Consider the following 17,213-nt stretch of genomic DNA (forward strand, 5'->3'; position numbering starts at 1 on the left):
AAAAATATGAACTATTGGATGTAATGAGTATTTTTAACCCTTTATACCACAATACTCATACCCTGCTGCTTCAACAGCAGCTTTAATGTCTGCTTCTGCCACATCGGCACTAGTCTTAATAGTAACGAGATTATCCTCATGATTTGCTGTAGCCTCGTCAACACCTGGGATTTTTTCAAGAGTTTCCTTTACATGAGCTTCACAGTGTCCACACATCATACCTTTTACTGTAATTTCCATATTATTCCGTTCCTCCTTAGAATTTAAAATATCATCATCAACCTTATTATTTAAAAGCTGTTTTTGATCCAATTTGTTTTTAAGCTTTTTATCCAATTTATCACTATGTAGGTTAAATAAATTAAGCCTAAGAGCATTTGTTACAACACAAAAGCTGGATAAACTCATTGCAGCTGCTCCAAAAGTAGGATTTAACTCCCATCCGAAAGCGTGTATATATGCGCCGGCGGCAAGTGGAATTCCTATTATATTATAGATAAATGCCCAAAATAGATTTTCATGAATATTGATTAATGTTGCACGGCTAAGCCTTATAGCCGAAACCACATCAGTCAATCTACTTTTCATAAGAACTACGTCTGCTGAATCTATTGCCACGTCAGTTCCTGCACCTATAGCTATTCCAATATCAGCCCTTGTGAGGGCTACAGCGTCGTTGATTCCATCACCAACCATTGCAACCTTGCCAAATTCCTGAAGATTTTTAATAACCTCTTCTTTTCCATCAGGCTTTACACCTGCCACGACCTCATCCACTCCTGCTTCTTTAGCTATAGCAGCTGCAGTCGTTGGATTATCACCTGTCAACATAACAACATGGATTCCCATATTCTTAAGCTGCTCAATTGCTTCAGTGGAATCCTCTTTTATAACATCTGCAACAGAAATTATGCCAAGGAATTTACCATCTCCAGCAAAAAATAATGGAGTCTCTCCTTTTTTCGCCAAAGTATCTGCTAAACCTATAAAATCAGGATTAATATCTGACACAGATTTTATCAGTTCAAGGTTTCCCCCATATATTTGCTTACCATCTAAAATTCCTGATAATCCGCTTCCTGTCAAAGCCTTGAAATCTGTAATTTCTGCAGGTTCCAAGCCCTCCTGCAGCCCAGCTTCAACTATAGCCTTGGCAAGGGGATGCTCAGACTTATTTTCTATAGCGAAGGCCACTCTTAGTAAATCAACATCATCAATGCCCTCAGCTTCGAAGACTCCTATCACCTTTGGTTCACCTTTTGTTATAGTACCGGTTTTATCCAAAGCTACAATCTGAGTCTTTCCGGTTTCCTCCAGGGAAACCGCAGTCTTAAACATTATTCCATGCTTAGCGCCCATACCATTGCCTACCATAATGGCCACAGGTGTGGCAAGACCCAAAGCACAAGGACAGCTAATTACAAGAACTGAAATTGCTCTAGCAAGAGAAAAGCCTGCTGTATGCCCCACAAGCATCCATATTACAAACGTAATAAAAGAAATGCTAATTACAACAGGAACAAAAACGCCAGAAACTTTATCTGCTATCTTTGCAATAGGCGCTTTTGTGGCAGCGGCGTCACTTACCATCTGAATAATTTGTGAAAGTGTTGTATCCTTTCCAACTCTTGTAGCTTCACAGACAAGATAACCACTTTCATTGCTGGTGGCAGCGGATACAGTGTCATCCACTGTTTTATCTACAGGAATACTTTCTCCAGTTAAGGCTGCTTCATTTATAGCACTGCTTCCATCGATAATAATTCCATCTACAGGAATATTGTCCCCAGGCTTTACTACAAATCTGTCGCCTATTTTAACCTGCTCAATTGGGACTACTATCTCCTTTCCATCTCTAAGAAGTACCGCCGATTTAGGGGCCAGTTTCATTAAATCCTTAAGTGCATTGGTCGTACGGCCCTTAGAAATTGACTCTAACATCTTCCCAACAGTAATGAGAGTAAGAATCATTGCCGCCGATTCGAAATAGAATTCATTCATCAAATCCATAACCTTCTCTTGATCCCCATTTACCTGGGCAACAGTCATGGCAAACAACGCATACATGCTATAAACGAAAGAGGCTGCACTACCCAAAGCAACCAAAGTATCCATATTTGGAGCTTTGTGTATTAGTCCTCTAAATCCACTTATAAAGAATTTTTGATTAATAACCATAATAAGGCCAGCAAAAATCATCTCATATAGCCCCATTCCGATATGGTTACCACTCAAAAATGATGGCAATGGCCATCCCCACATATGTGCTCCCATGCTAACATACATAAGGGGCAATAAAAGAATTATGGAAGCTATTAATCTGTTCTTAAGCTTAGGAGTTTCAGTATCTTTTAATGCATCATCATAGTTTGGAATAGATGTCTGGTTAGAAAAATTTTGATTAGAATCTATTAGTGAAGCTCCATAACCCGCCTTTTCTATAGCCTCTATTATTTGTCTTGGATCAGCATTGCCTTCCACTCCCATAGAATTTGTAAGCAAGCTTACACTGCAACTTTCAACTCCGGGGACTAAAGCTACCGCCTTCTCCACTCTTGCCTGGCAAGCCGCACAGCTCATGCCAGTTACGTTATATTTTTCCATTACAATAACCTCATGTTCGTTTAATCTAACCATCATATTACTACAAACATAGATTTATCGCAATTAATCAGTTTTTTCTGAGTACCGCACAAAAATAAGACCCTTTGATAAACAAAGGGCCTTATAATCAGCATATTAAATTAATCATCATATCCGTTAGGATTATTCTTCTGCCATCTCCATGAGTCTGCGCACATTTCCTTAATGCCGTATTCTGCTGTCCAACCAAGCTCTTCTTTAGCTTTTGTAGCATCTGAATAGCATGTGGCAATATCACCAGCACGACGTGGCTTTATAGAATATGGAATCTTGATATCGTTTGCTTCCTCAAAATTCTTGACAATATCAAGAACTGAGTAGCCTACACCTGTACCAAGGTTGTAAATCTTGAGACCTGCATTCTCCTCGATTTTCTTGAGAGCCTTTACATGTCCCTTTGCAAGATCTACTACATGGATATAGTCACGTACGCCTGTGCCATCTGGCGTATCATAATCATTTCCGAATACACCAAGCTCAGGAAGCTTTCCTACTGCTACCTGTGTGATGTATGGCATAAGGTTGTTTGGAATACCATTTGGATTCTCGCCCATTGTTCCAGATGGATGTGCTCCAATTGGATTAAAGTAACGAAGAAGAACTACATTCCATTCAGGATCAGCTTTTTGCATATCTGAAAGAATCTGCTCAAGCATTGACTTTGTCCATCCATATGGGTTTGTGCACTGTCCCTTAGGGCAGTTTTCTGTAATAGGAATCTCTGCTGGATCACCATAAACTGTTGCTGATGAAGAGAAAATGATGTTCTTGCAGTTATGCTTGCGCATTACATCTACAAGAGTAAGTGTTCCAGCGATGTTGTTCTCATAGTATTCCCAAGGCTTTACAACTGACTCACCAACAGCCTTAAGGCCTGCAAAATGAATACAAGAATCAAGCTGCTCCTTCTCGAATACTTCATTTAATCTATCTCTATCTAAGATATCGCCTTTATAAAACTTTACTGGCTTTCCTGTGATAGCCTCGACTCTCTCTAATGACTTCTCGGAAGCGTTAGAAAGATTGTCATAAACAACTACATCATAGCCTGCCTGCTGAAGTTCAACGCATGTGTGGCTGCCAATGAAGCCAGCTCCGCCTGTAACTAAAATTGCCATAACAAATACCTCCTTTAATTCGTTAACGTCTATAGATTATCAGAAACATAACAAATTTAAAAGAATTATTTTTAACAAATGTTAGTTACTCTAACATAATACTCATAGTTAATATGTTTATCCTTTAACTGAACCTGATAAACCTTCAACATAATATTTCTGCAAACTGATGAATAATGCAGCAATTGGTATAGAAATCAGTACAGCGCCTGCAGCAAACTGCTTGAAGTATTTATCAATGTTATCCTGCGTAAGCATTCCATAAAGCCCCATAGCTATTGTATATCTGTCTGACTTATCTCCTAAGATAACGCTGGCAAAAATATAATCTGCCCATGGTGCGATAAATGAAGTCAAAATAGTGTAAATAATTATAGGCTTTGAAATTGGAATAGTAATCTTTGTAAACATTTTAAATGGGCTTGCCCCATCAATACGAGCGCTCTCGTAAAGGTATGCAGGAATATTAGTGAGGATTCCTGTAGCGATAAGCATTGTATACGGAATACCAATCCACATATTAGCTACTATTACAGTCACTCTCGCCCAATTTGCATCAGTTAAAAATGGAAGTGGACTTGTAATAAATCCCATAGGCATTACTGTAAAAATCAAGAGTCCAAGTAAAGGGACAAATAACAACAGCTTATGAATATCTCTATCTAATAATGCCTTTATCTCTTCTCTAAAGCTTTCAACCTTTCTGCCATTTTTTAGCTCTATTACTGCCTTTCCTGAAGTAATGCTGCTTCGCCATAGAATATAGAAATTTTCAATTTAGGTGTACCGCTTAACCTTTCTAGAAAACCAATACACAATATAGATTTAAGTGTTACATTATTAAAATAGAAAAAAAAATAGACCTGAGAATAATCCCAAGTCTATCAAAATAATCATGTTAAAAGATTAAGCTGCAACCTTAGCCTTTGCAACCTCAACGAGCTTTGCAAATCCTTCAGCATCATTAACAGCGAGCTCAGCGAGCATCTTTCTGTTCATCTCAACACCTGCAAGCTTAAGGCCGTACATGAACTTAGAGTATGAAAGTCCATTGATACGAGCTGCAGCATTGATACGAGCGATCCAGAGCTGTCTGAACTGTCTCTTCTTCTGCTTTCTACCTGCATATGATGATGTAAGAGCACGCATAACTGACTGCTTAGCAACACGATACTGCTTGCTTCTTGCGCCTCTATAACCCTTTGCTAACTTTAATGTTCTATTGTGTCTTTTCTTAGCGTTTAATCCGCCTTTTACTCTTGCCATTTTAAATTCCTCCTAACCAAATAAATAACCGTACTAACTATATCTTAGAGATATGGAAGCACTTTCTTCATGTTCTTTACGTTTGTTGAATCAACAATTGCAGACTGACGAAGATTTCTCTTTCTCTTTGTAGTCTTCTTGGTTAAGATGTGGCTCTTGTATGCCTTGTTTCTCTTAAGCTTTCCTGTTCCTGTTACCTTAAAGCGCTTTGCAGCTGCTCTTCTTGTCTTCATCTTTGGCATGATAATTTTCCTCCTGTATTACGATTTCTTTTCTGTAAGCACCAGGCTCATACTACGACCTTCAATCTTTGGTGCCTTTTCCACTACTGCAACATCAGCAAGTGCCTCTGCAAAATCATCAAGGATGTGCTTAGAGGACTGCATATGAGCCATCTCACGTCCACGGAAACGAAGTGTTACCTTTACCTTGTCTCCCTTTGAGATGAACTTCTTAGCTGCATTTACCTTTGTGTTCATATCATTAGCATCAATGTTTGGAGACATACGAATCTCTTTAACCTCAACAACATGCTGCTTTTTCTTGGCTTCCTTTTCCCTACGAGCCTGCTCATAACGGAATTTACCGTAATCTACGATTTTGCAGACTGGTGGATTAGCCTTTGGTGAAATCTTAACGAGATCTAAGCCCTCGTCGTCGGCTAACTTTTGTGCTTCTCTAGCTGACATAATGCCAAGCTGTTCCCCATCTGAGCCAATTACACGAACCTCTTTGTCACGAATCTGCTCATTAATCATTAAATCGCTAATGGTAATACCTCCAAAAATAAAAAAATAGTGGATACAGAATATCCACCATAAATCATCACAAACAAGGTTTGTGTGAAATATAAAACCCGAGTCACTAATAAATGTGCTAAGGTGAGAGTGGATACTCTACTTTGTTTTCACAACATAGTTAATTTAACATATATATTTATATACGTCAATAATAATTTTATAGAAAATATTTATAGATAACTTCGGCTATACCACCATGGTTGTTATCATTTTCAGTAACATAGTCTGCTACTTCTTTAAGCTCCTCACGTCCGTTTGACATGGCTACACCAACTCCTGCCACTGTTACCATGCTTATATCATTTCTTTCATCGCCTACGCAAACTGTATCAGAAACAGGAATATCAAGGATGGACGCAAGTTTTAACACCCCATCACCCTTTCCTGTGCCCTTTTTTATATACTCCATGAAAGCATAATGTGAAAAGAAGCTTTCAAACCTATCGCCAAAAATTGCTTCATGCTCATCCTTAAACGCCTGAAGAGCCTCAGGATGATCATAATCAATAGCAATAAGTTTTGTTATATTTTTTCCTTTAAGTTCATCTACACTATTAAGGTAAACCAGTTGCTCTCCGGAAAGCTTTTTATAGCTTTCAATGAACCAGTTATCGTTAAAGGTGTAAATGTGTGTGGCATCGAAGGTAACACATGTGAATCCACATTTTAAAACTTCTGTGATGACCTCTCTCACATCGTCATTATTGATATAGTCACCAAACAATTCCTTATTAGAGGAATATTCAGTTCCAATTACTCCCTGATGTCCTAAAATAAATACGTTATCTCTGTCAAATTCAGAATATACTGACAGGATTTCTCTAAGTGCATGATTGGGTCTGCCTGTGTTAAATGCAAAGGCATGACCTGCGTCTAAAAGCTTTGTGATTGCTTCTAAATTTTCCTTTGAAATAGTTTTGTCGTCATTAAATAGTGTACCGTCCATATCAACGGCCAATAGCTTTCTACTCATCTGAAACCTCGTTTGCCAGAATTGGTGTGAACGTACGCCTTCTGGCGAAGTCAAATTCTGGCTCATTATTTCTCTTTGCTTCTCTACAGAAAGTTTCCTGCGCAGATGCAGATTTCTTTCCCCTCAAAGGCTTTATTCTAACATAATTTCCATCATCTGTCATCTCATAAGCCTTGAGATTATCAGCCAGTTGGACATCCAAAATGTGCTTGACCTGTTTCTTTAAAAATTCATCTTCAACAGGGAAAATAATTTCTACACGTCTATCAAGGTTTCGTGGCATCCAGTCAGCACTTCCCATATAGATATCTTCACGCCCACTGTTGTAGAAATAAAAAATTCTGGCATGCTCAAGATATGCGCCAACAATAGATGTAACATGAATATTCTCACTCACACCTTCGATTCCAGTGCGAAGACAACATATACCTCTGATAATAAGTTCGATTTTAACTCCGGCATTACTAGCCTCATATAATTTTTCGATTATTTCCTTATCGCATAGGGAATTCATCTTTGCAATAATATGTGCTTCTTTGCCGTCCCTGGCATGACGAATCTCACGGTCTATAAGCCTAATAAATGTGTCTCTAAGCCATAAAGGGGCCACTACAAGCTTATTCCAGCTTGCGGGCTCAGAATATCCAGATAGCATATTAAACACAGCTGTAGCATCCTCTCCATAGGATTCTCGGCAGGTCAAAATGCCGCAGTCAGTGTAAAGCTTCGCAGTAGAATCATTGTAGTTTCCTGTCCCAAGATGAACATAGCGCTTGATACCATCCTCCTCACGGCGCACAACAAGAGCTATTTTACAATGTGTCTTTAGCCCCACAAGACCGTATATAACATGACAGCCAGCCTTTTCAAGCTTCTTTGCCCAAATGATATTGTTCTCCTCGTCAAAACGTGCTTTTAGCTCTACTAAAACAGTTACCTGCTTTCCATTTTCAGCAGCTCTGGCGAGACTTGTAATAATAGGTGAATTACCACTTACACGGTATAAGGTCTGCTTAATGGCAAGCACCTGAGGGTCAAATGCCGCCTGGGCAATAAAATCTACCACAGGATCAAAGGTCTGATATGGATGATGTAAAAGAATATCCCCTCGCTTTATTTCATCGAAAATCTTTTCCCCTGGGCGAAGTCTTGGATTCTCCTGTGGAATAAATTTGGGCGAGCGCAAATTGCTATGACCTTCGATGCCATAAAGCTTCATCAAAAATGTTAAATCAATAGGACCTTTGATTTTATAAATATCGATTTCATTAACTCCAAGATTTTTCTTCAATATGGCAAGAAGTTTTTTATTTACAGAAGATTCTACCTCAAGTCGAATAACCTCACCCCATTGACGTGATTTTATCTGCTTTTCGATTTCGATAAGAAGATCTTCTGCGCCCTCTTCGTCTATATTAAAATCCGCATTACGCATTATGCGATATGGAGAAGCAGCTACCACATTATAATTCAAGAACAACTTATCCATATTGCGTTCGATAATCTGCTCCAAAAGTATAAAGCAATATCTGTTTTTATCGTCAGATGGTAAAGAAACAAATCGTGGAAGCACCGAAGGCACCTGAACTGTGGCAAATTCCACATCATCGTTTCCCGTTTTCGTACCAACACCTACTGTGTCTGCCTTCTTTTCTATAAGTGCAGCAATATTTAAGGATTTATTTCTGATAAGAGGAAATGGTCTTGATGCATCAAAGGCCATCGGCGTAAGAACAGGATAAACCTGACTCATAAAAAATGAATCAATGTATTTAAGCTGATTTTCATTTAAATCCTCATATTTTTCGTAGAGGATTATTCCACTTTCCTTAAGAAGAGGTGTCAAAGATCTATTGAAGGTGCTATACTCAAAATCTACCAGTTCTCTGGTTTTTTCATTGATGGCAATAAGCTGCTCGGTAGGTGTCATGCCAGCAATATCAGGCTTTGTGTATCCAGCATGTTCCATATCCTTTAGCGATGCCACTCTAACCATAAAAAATTCATCAAGATTTGATGAGGTTATCCCAACAAACTTTAGTCTTTCAAGAATTGGCAGTTCCTTTACAAGAGCTTCATTTAACACACGACGCTCAAACTTAAGCCAACTAAGCTCCCTGTTATCATAATATTTTGCATCAGAAATATTTATATGTGCCATACATCCTCCTAAAACCTTTTGTTCTCCTTAAGTACAGGTTTGATGGAAAAAATCTGTTCAAAGAAATCTGCGTTCTTTTTAAACAAACCCTTTTCGAGAGCCAGTGAACTGTTTGCTTCAATAGTAATAATAAGTTCCCTATCCTTAACTCGCATAGAAACATTTTTTATCTTCTGCTTGTGGGAACGATCAAGTGCATTAGCTACTTTAAGAATAGCAAGTAACTTAAGTATCATGAGGTATTCCTCAATAGTAAACCTATCTGAAAGACTCTCATATGGCTCAAGAGGTTTTCTATTAAACTCAACTGTTGTAGCAATAATCTCTCGTTCCTTGTGTGATAGACCAAGAATTTCTGAAGCCATTATAATTGTGTAGGAACAGCTTGATGCCTCAGCCAGTGAAATATATTTTCCGCAATCATGCAAAATCGCTATGCATTGCATAAGAACACGCTGCCTTTTTCCCATACCATGATATTTTTTCATGGTGTCAAATATTTCCCCTGAAAGCTTAAATAAAGCCTTTAAATGAGGCTGGTAACTATCGTAACGTTTGGCAATGGACCAGGCTGCTGTGATAATGTCATTATCAAAATCATGTTTTGCTGTAAGCCATTTTTTATTGAAGCTGTGGTTATAAGCCATGCCTTCACAAACTGAAACACCGGGCGCTACTACCATCTTAGGTAAAAATGTTTCAGCCAATGACTTATAAAGCATTATTACCGGTTCAATAATATTCTCATTGTCGAAATATATGTCATTTTCGCTTTCCAGCTGCTTTAAAACATTTTTATTTATCTTATTTAAAAACGCCAGATAATCTGTAACGCTGACCTTTTTATTAGAAAAACTTCCAATTTTTTCAGCAAAGGTGCTTACCTGCACGCCAAGTAAAATCATATACTTAGGTTCTATGCCCCTTAAGAACATGGTTTTAAATACTTCAAGTTCCTTGTATACCATTTCATTAATCTGCTCAAAGGAAGCAGATGAAGTTCCAAGTTTTTTGATATCTTCACTAACTGCAACTGTTCCTAGTGATAAATGCTGGGTTGTTATGATTTTTCCTTTTGAAAATAATGTGATTTGAAGCGATACACCGCCTATATCGATAAGAACTGCTGATTCATTGATTAATTCCTCAAAATCTTCAGTTGAAGCAACGGCCTGATAGCCTAAGAAGCGCTGCTCAGAATTGGAAATGACCTCAATGGAAAATCCAGTTCTCTGTTTGATTTGCTCAAGAACTATAAGGGCATTATCTGCCTGCTTGATATTCGGACCTGCAAGTATAGCATAGGAATCAACCTTATAGCTTTCAATTGTAGATTTAATATCAAGCAAAACTTTGCATAGTTTATCTGTAGTTTCAGGCAGAATACTCCCCGTATTAAGCACATCCTTTATTACATCAGTAGGCGCTTTAATGGTCTCGATTGTTTTGATTTTCTTTTGTTTGTTTATTTCAAAGACCTTCATTGTGGTCTCGTAGGAGCCCACGTAGATACTTGCAAATAATTTCATACTAACCCCTTTTATTATTTAGTAATTACCTAAGACTCTAAGGCTAACGCACTCCTCCTCTAATCCTATTAGAGCATTTCTAACGGCTTCATCATTAAGATTGCCATCAATATCTATAAAGAATCTATACTGCCAATTAACCCCTTTGATTGGTCTTGATTCTATTCTGTTCATATTGATTCCGTTAAACATGAGATTTGATAAGATGCGATACAGGCTTCCTGGCTCGTGAGCAATCTCTAGGCATAAACCAATCTGATTGGCATCCTTTCTGTATTTTTTCTCGTTGGAAACAATGATAAATCTTGTTTCGTTATTTTTGTTGTCCTGAATACCCTCCTCTAAAACCTCCAAATCATAGAGCTTGGCATTGTAAACGCTGCCTATGGCCGCCTGTGATTTATCACCATCGTCATGAATCTTTTGGGCACTGACTGCGGTATTATGAAGGTTTTTCACATCCCAGTCCATATGCTTTGTTCTGATATATTCATCGCACTGGGCAATAGCTTTAGCATGAGAATAAACAGTTTTGACATCAGCAATTTTTGCACCCTTTACACCTAAAAGTGCATGATTAACCTTTAAAATATGCTCGCCAATGATAGCCACGTTATATTCTGAAAGTAAATCAAAGTTTTCTTCGATTGCACCTGCAAGACTGTTTTCGATAGGAAGTACTGCGTAGTCAGCCTTGCCATTTATGATGGAATCCATAGCGTCTCGCCAGGTGTCCACATGGAAACAATCCTTCATTTTGTCCTCAAAGAAAGCCATCATGGCAAGTTGGGAATATGCCCCCTCAACTCCCTGGAAGCATACAGTGGCCTGTGAAAAATCAAACTCATCCACCTGTGTGAATCCTGTTTCGAAAACTTGTCCGTGTTCTCTTAGAATGGCGAATTGTTTCTTGCGGCTGATAGACATTATTTGAGTATAAAGTTCTCTTACAGCCTGCTGACTAAACTCATCATCAACATATGAGGATAGCTTTGAAAGCTTTTCATCCTCACGAGTCTTATCATAAACCTTTTTTCCTGTGGAAATCTTGTATTCAGCCACCTGACATGCAAGCTCCATGCGTTTTGTAAATAAATCTAATATTTCTTTGTCTACCTGGTCAATTTCTACTCTGATGTCTTTTAAATCTCTCATGCCTCTCCTATTAATTTTCAAGTGCTCGTATAGGCGGATCAAAAGGACTAACATTTGTGCTGCCCACTGGAACATGGAACATTGAGCCTGAATAATAATCCGCAAAATATACGTATTTACTGGTTATATTTATATTGTTGTACTGGCCTTCTGCCAAAAGCGTCTCGGCGCCAGTGAGCAAATCGACCATATACATACCATCAGGATTTCCCTTCAGGCTTTGATAATAAAGATAGTTTCCTGTGTAGTTATAGCACACAGCTCCATACGAGGTCAGCCCTTCCTTGTCGACACCTCCAAGAGACATCCTATAAACTCTGTGATGATTATCCAAATCAATAAAATACATAGTATTTTTTTCAAGTATTGGAAGCCACAGATTTTCTGAGGAAACATAGGCTGTATCTCTCGAATGAATATTCATAAGATGGAGGTTATGATCATTTGTGAGTCCTGTATAATAGAACTTTTCACCTATCGTACATCTTGGATCTAGCGACTCTTTGCTTAGCTGTTCACGCCCCTCACCATCTGTACCAACTATATACAAACTTGTGGCATCTTCTGAATCATATCGTAAATACAAAACATAATTGCCTGCCAAAGAACAGGCATTACAGATAGCATCATCTAATATAATAACCTTTTTATTCTTTCTGGTCATACGACATAAGCTATCTGTATTTACACCCAAAAATCCCATTTGTGAATTATCTCTGTTAGCATTTCGGCTGTAGTACAGGTAATGTGAGTCAGCATTGATGAAGTAGACACTATCATTTGCAAGAATATCTATATCCTGCTCATTTGGTGTCATAGTATAAATACGACTGTAATCATTCGGATTGGCAAAATATACCGTGTCGTCAATCTCACAGAAAAGTCCATTTCCATAGAGGTTTCCGATTGTATTGCCATTTGTATTTGGATCATTTTGAAAAGTGACTGTGTTAATATATTTATAATAACCAGCACCTACAATAATACCTACAAAAACAAGAAAAATAATTACACGTTTAACTATCTTCATTCTACTGCCCTCCCCGTGATTAGCTTAAGTAAAATCAAAGATTGAAAGCTGATTAGACTGTGGCAGGTCTTTTACAATTCCAAACTCTACCATTTTGTCTAATATTGTTTGTGAAACCTTTCCTCTAACTCGAATATCATCTAATGATAGGAATTTACCTTCGCTGGCAGCAATCTGAAGCTGTTCTGCTGCCTTGTCACCCATTCCTGGTAAGGAATTAAATGGCGGAAGTATCTTTCCATCTACTATTTTAAAGTATCTTGAATCAGATTGGTATAGGTCCATAGGTAAAAAATCAAATCCACGGGCATACATTTCCTGAACAAGACGTAAGGCCGTCAAGGTATCCTTATCTGTTGCAGATGGATTGTCCATGGCCTTAATGTTTTTGATTTCCTGCTCACATCTGGCCTTTCCCTGACAACATTTTTCATAATCAAAGCCACCAGCTCTGATAGAGAAAAAGGCTGCATAATAAGCAAGCGGATAATTAATCTTGCAATAGGCCACACGCCAGGCCATCATAACATATGCTGCAGCATGAGCCTTAGGGAACATGTATTTAATCTTTTCACAGGACTCTACATACCATTCAGGCACACCATGCTCAAGCATGTGCTCCTTATAGGTTGGCCACTCGTCACACTTTCCTTTCGCAACTATACCCTTTCGCACTCGCTCCATAATAGTAAATGATTCCGCTGGGTCTAGCCCCTTATGAATCAGATAAACCATGATATCATCACGGGTACAGATAGCTGTGGTGATTGTTGCTATACCATTTAAAATCAAATCCTGGGCATTTCCAAGCCATACGTCAGTACCATGTGCAAGACCGGCGATACGCACCAAGTCAGTGAAATAATTTGGCTTGGCTTCCACAAGCATCTGCATGGCAAAGTCAGTACCAAACTCAGGAATACCTAAAGTTCCAAGTGGAGTTCCCATAATATCATCTGGTGTAATTCCAAGGGCCTCTGTGCTTTGGAAAAGGGACATAACCTGTCTGTCATCAAGAGGAATATCTGTAGCCACAATGCCTGTCAAATCCTCAAGACGTCTGATCATGGTAGGGTCAAGGTGTCCTAAGATATCCAGCTTAAGCAGGTTGGCATCGATTTTATGGTAATCAAAGTGAGTAGTAACAATATCAGTATCCTTGTTGGCAGGATGCTGAACTGGTGTAAATGAGTAAATATCCTCACCATTTGGAAGAACTACTACACCACCAGGATGCTGTCCTGTAGTAGATTTTACACCTTCAACCCCCTTAGCCAGACGGCTGTATTCACTGCGGCGCTTTTTGATATCTCTGTTTATATAGTATTTATATACGTAGGACTCTGCGTTTTTATCGGCAAGGGTTGATACTGTTCCTGCTTTAAAGGTCTGGCCCTCTCCGAAAATAACTTCGGTATATTTGTGAGCTTTTGACTGATATTCGTTTGAAAAGTTTAAGTCGATATCAGGCTCCTTATCTCCCTTAAATCCAAGGAAGGTTTCAAATGGAATATCAAATCCATCCTTGGCAAGCGGCTTACCACACTTAGGGCATACCTTATCAGGCATATCTACCCCTGAAAGTCCCATGTCGATGATTTCTTTAACCTCAGGTCCATCGAAATCTACATAGAAGCAATTAGGGCATCTATAGTGAGGTGGCAAAGGATTAACCTCTGTAATACCAGCCATGGTGGCCGCAAATGAAGAACCTACGGATCCACGTGAGCCAACCAGATAACCATCTTCGTTTGATTTCCACACAAGCTTTTGGGCGATAATGTACATAACGGAATATCCGTTACCAATGATAGAATTAAGCTCTCTTTCTAGTCTTGCGGAAACTATCTCTGGAAGCTCTGGGCCATAGACCTCATGGGCTCTGGTCTCACATATACGACGTAAATCCTCCTCTGAATGCTCAATAACAGGTGGACATTTATCTGGACGTACGGGATGTATGTACTCACACATATCTGCAATTTTATTGGTATTTTCGATGACAACCTCGTGGGCTTTGGCTAATCCTAAGTATGAGAATTCCTCAAGCATTTCATCTGTTGAATGAAGATAAAGAGGTGCTTGCTGATCTGCATCATCAAAGCCTTTGTTTGCCATAATAATACGGCGATATACCTCGTCCTCTGGATCAAGGAAATGAACATCGCAGGTGGCAACTACAGGTTTGTTAAACTCTGTTCCAAGGGCAACAATCTGTTTATTAATCTCCTGTAAATCCTTAAAAGAATTGATTTCCTCGTATTTGTCTGAACGAATCATAAATTCATTGTTGCCTACTGGTTGGATTTCAAGATAATCATAGAAATTAGCAATTCGCGCTATTTCAGAATCATCTCTTCCATCAACAATTGCACCATATAGCTCACCTGCTTCACAGGCTGAGCCTATAATCAGGCCTTCTCTACATTCAGAAAGTAAAGTCTTTGGTACTCTAGGATATCTTGCATAATATTTCAAATGAGACTCGGAAACCAGTCTGTAAAGATTTATGCGTCCAAGATCATTTTTAGCAAGGACGATACAGTGGTGGGCTCTCATCTTTTTGATTTGTTCTGGAGTAAGCTCTGCCTTTTCATTTAATTCAGTAAGATTATGAATACCTTCATTTTCAAGCTTTATAATGAACTTTTCAAAAATCTTTGCAGTTACTTCTGCATCTGCAACAGCTCTATGATGGTGTTCGTTAACTACATTTTCAAGTTTACAAACTGCATCAAGATTAAATCTTGCATTGTTTGGATGTAAATATCGTGCCACCTCCACTGTATCTACATGAGTATAGTTATATTCCAGCCCCAGTTGATTGCAGTTGTATCTAATGAAGCTAGTATCAAAGCCTGCATTATGTGCAACAAGAACTGTCCCCTTACAGAATTCCATAAATCTAGGAAGTATGACATCAATAGTAGGTGCTCCAATAACCATGTCATCATTTATGGATGTAAGCTCTGTTATTCTATAAGGAATTGGAATCTCAGGGTTGATAAATTCAGAAAATCTATCCACTATCTGGCCGTCCTTAAATTTTACAGCGCCTATTTCTATTATCTTGCACTTCTTAGGATTGAAACCAGTAGTTTCTATATCAAAGACTACATATTCATCATGTAAAGATTGGCCTTTATCGTTTACTACCGGGCGTTTTGTATCATCTACAAGATAAATCTCACATCCATAGATAACCTTAAAATCTCCAAGGCCCTTCATATGGTCCGCATCGCAGAAAGCCTGCACAACGCCGTGATCTGTAATGGCAAGAGCCTTGTGGCCCCAATCCTTAGCACGTGAAATAATAGATGTAATCTCAGAAACGCCATCAAATTCAGACATCTTGGTATGGCAGTGAAGCTCTACACGCTTTTCAACAGCGTTGTCAGTTCTCACAACTCTATAGTCTTTAATCTTTTGAACACATGTAATTCTTCCAACAGTAAGCTCCTTGGAATACATGTCCTCATCCAGCTTACCCATGATTTTGTAGAATCCACCTACTTTTAGCTTGCTTTCAAACTCTCTTCCCTGATCTGCATCTGAAAAGAAGAATTTAACAGAAATTGAATCTGTGAAATCTGTAATGGAACCTGTACCAAAATAGCCGCCTTTCTTTGTCTCCCTGAATTCAAGGTCCATAATCTGTCCCTTGATAACAATAGGGCCTAACAGCTCACCATTGATTTCTTCCATAGGTGTGGCATCTTCAAGTATCTCGCTGCCCATGATAATGTCAGGATCATCTGATTTTGTAAGTGGACGCACGTATTTCTTTTCCGGCTCATTTTGCTTATCATCTTCGTTAGATACTTTCTTAGATGAATCCTTTTTAGCGTTTTCTTTAATATCCTTTTTGTCCTTATCTTCAGTTTCAGTATTCAAGCCTGCCGTTCTTGCATTGATAGCTGCAATCTTGTTTTCCACCTCAAGCATTGCATTTTCAAGATACTTAGATTTTACAGCCTCCTTATAGTCAAAAACTATAGATACATTCATGTGACATCTTCTGCAAATAATAGTATGCAAAAGATCAAAAAGCTCTACTTCTTTTTCACGGGCGATAAGGGTATCCTCTATGATAACCTTAAGAGCGCCATCTTCTGTGACTTCTACATCAGCTTTTTTGTATATGTTAAAAAGAAGAGCACTTCTATTCTCCAGCTCTTCTAAAATGCTATCATTATAAGATTTAATAAGATTTTCTGTAGTATATTGGCTGGATAAATCAAAATCCTCTAATATACGGATAGAAACATTGTTATTTGGGAAAAACTGCTTTTTAATAGACTTTTCCAAGTGCCAGATGCGACGCTTTGGAATAAGAGTATTAAATGTAACGTAAATACGAATATCGTCCTTGGAGCGACCCGTGCTAACCTTGGTGACTGTGGCATCACTTAAGGCTGAAGACAAGTCGTTCTCAGCATTCATATTTGGAAAAACTTCATAAAATCCCATTTGATCCATAACTTAATTCTCCTGGGTATGTGTTAAATAATGTAAGTCGCCCGTATTTCAAGCTTTAG

The 17,213-nt window shown here is 38.5% G+C and carries 12 protein-coding genes; all 12 read right to left on the reverse strand.

From position 1 onward, the window contains the following. Positions 1 to 33 precede the first annotated feature (33 nt). The 12 genes from BLV53_RS01500 to BLV53_RS01555 all read right to left on the reverse strand — a co-directional run bounded on the left by BLV53_RS01500 (position 34) and on the right by BLV53_RS01555 (position 17,154). A complete protein-coding gene (locus BLV53_RS01500) occupies positions 34 to 2,604 on the reverse strand; it encodes a heavy metal translocating P-type ATPase (protein WP_090296112.1) in 2,571 nt (856 codons plus the stop codon). 140 nt (positions 2,605 to 2,744) lie between these two features. Next, on the reverse strand, positions 2,745 to 3,761 hold the full coding sequence (gene galE / locus BLV53_RS01505; RefSeq protein ID WP_090296115.1) for a UDP-glucose 4-epimerase GalE: 1,017 nt from the start codon (positions 3,759 to 3,761) through the stop codon (positions 2,745 to 2,747). Between the two features lie 117 nt (positions 3,762 to 3,878). Further along, the gene (locus BLV53_RS01510; RefSeq protein WP_278335371.1) at positions 3,879 to 4,403 is read right to left on the reverse strand and encodes an ABC transporter permease subunit; all 525 of its coding nucleotides are present in this window, start codon (positions 4,401 to 4,403) and stop codon (positions 3,879 to 3,881) included. Between the two features lie 264 nt (positions 4,404 to 4,667). Continuing rightward, positions 4,668 to 5,027, reverse strand: a complete 360-nt coding sequence (rplT, locus tag BLV53_RS01515) for a 50S ribosomal protein L20 (RefSeq protein ID WP_090296117.1) — start codon at positions 5,025 to 5,027, stop codon at positions 4,668 to 4,670. Between the two features lie 44 nt (positions 5,028 to 5,071). Next, positions 5,072 to 5,269, reverse strand: coding sequence for a 50S ribosomal protein L35 (gene rpmI, locus BLV53_RS01520; protein WP_028236330.1), 198 nt, complete (start codon positions 5,267 to 5,269; stop codon positions 5,072 to 5,074). A gap of 18 nt (positions 5,270 to 5,287) precedes the next feature. Further along, positions 5,288 to 5,785: a translation initiation factor IF-3 gene (gene infC / locus BLV53_RS01525; RefSeq protein WP_090296120.1), complete on the reverse strand. Its 498-nt coding sequence runs from the start codon at positions 5,783 to 5,785 to the stop codon at positions 5,288 to 5,290. Between the two features lie 199 nt (positions 5,786 to 5,984). Beyond that, positions 5,985 to 6,800: a Cof-type HAD-IIB family hydrolase gene (locus BLV53_RS01530; protein ID WP_170830725.1), complete on the reverse strand. Its 816-nt coding sequence runs from the start codon at positions 6,798 to 6,800 to the stop codon at positions 5,985 to 5,987. Then, entirely contained in the window at positions 6,793 to 8,961 is a 2,169-nt protein-coding gene (locus BLV53_RS01535; RefSeq protein ID WP_090296124.1) for an RNA degradosome polyphosphate kinase, read from the reverse strand. The genes BLV53_RS01530 and BLV53_RS01535 overlap by 8 nt, the downstream gene beginning before the upstream one ends. An 8-nt stretch (positions 8,962 to 8,969) precedes the next feature. Continuing rightward, entirely contained in the window at positions 8,970 to 10,490 is a 1,521-nt protein-coding gene (locus tag BLV53_RS01540; RefSeq protein ID WP_090296127.1) for a Ppx/GppA phosphatase family protein, read from the reverse strand. 18 nt (positions 10,491 to 10,508) lie between these two features. After that, a complete protein-coding gene (pheA, locus tag BLV53_RS01545) occupies positions 10,509 to 11,645 on the reverse strand; it encodes a prephenate dehydratase (RefSeq protein WP_090296131.1) in 1,137 nt (378 codons plus the stop codon). A gap of 10 nt (positions 11,646 to 11,655) precedes the next feature. Continuing rightward, complete coding sequence (locus tag BLV53_RS01550) at positions 11,656 to 12,675, reverse strand: DUF5050 domain-containing protein (RefSeq protein WP_090296134.1); 1,020 nt, start codon at positions 12,673 to 12,675, stop codon at positions 11,656 to 11,658. 24 nt (positions 12,676 to 12,699) lie between these two features. Beyond that, positions 12,700 to 17,154, reverse strand: a complete 4,455-nt coding sequence (locus BLV53_RS01555) for a PolC-type DNA polymerase III (RefSeq protein ID WP_090296136.1) — start codon at positions 17,152 to 17,154, stop codon at positions 12,700 to 12,702. Positions 17,155 to 17,213: the final 59 nt, after the last annotated feature.

Origin of the sequence: Pseudobutyrivibrio sp. ACV-2 (genome assembly GCF_900107545.1) — a bacterium.
Taxonomy (GTDB): Bacteria; Bacillota; Clostridia; order Lachnospirales; family Lachnospiraceae; genus Pseudobutyrivibrio.

Bases quoted from the DNA above. Each gene is read 5' to 3' on its own strand.
- BLV53_RS01500 (WP_090296112.1), bottom strand. From the start codon at position 2,604: ATGGAAAAATATAACGTAACTGGCATGAGCTGTGCGGCTTGCCAGGCA.
- galE (WP_090296115.1), bottom strand. From the start codon at position 3,761: ATGGCAATTTTAGTTACAGGCGGAGCTGGCTTCATTGGCAGCCACACA.
- BLV53_RS01540 (WP_090296127.1), bottom strand. From the start codon at position 10,490: ATGAAATTATTTGCAAGTATCTACGTGGGCTCCTACGAGACCACAATG.
- infC (WP_090296120.1), bottom strand. From the start codon at position 5,785: ATGATTAATGAGCAGATTCGTGACAAAGAGGTTCGTGTAATTGGCTCA.
- rpmI (WP_028236330.1), bottom strand. From the start codon at position 5,269: ATGCCAAAGATGAAGACAAGAAGAGCAGCTGCAAAGCGCTTTAAGGTA.
- BLV53_RS01550 (WP_090296134.1), bottom strand. From the start codon at position 12,675: ATGAAGATAGTTAAACGTGTAATTATTTTTCTTGTTTTTGTAGGTATT.
- BLV53_RS01530 (WP_170830725.1), bottom strand. From the start codon at position 6,800: ATGAGTAGAAAGCTATTGGCCGTTGATATGGACGGTACACTATTTAAT.
- rplT (WP_090296117.1), bottom strand. From the start codon at position 5,027: ATGGCAAGAGTAAAAGGCGGATTAAACGCTAAGAAAAGACACAATAGA.
- pheA (WP_090296131.1), bottom strand. From the start codon at position 11,645: ATGAGAGATTTAAAAGACATCAGAGTAGAAATTGACCAGGTAGACAAA.
- BLV53_RS01555 (WP_090296136.1), bottom strand. From the start codon at position 17,154: ATGGATCAAATGGGATTTTATGAAGTTTTTCCAAATATGAATGCTGAG.
- BLV53_RS01535 (WP_090296124.1), bottom strand. From the start codon at position 8,961: ATGGCACATATAAATATTTCTGATGCAAAATATTATGATAACAGGGAG.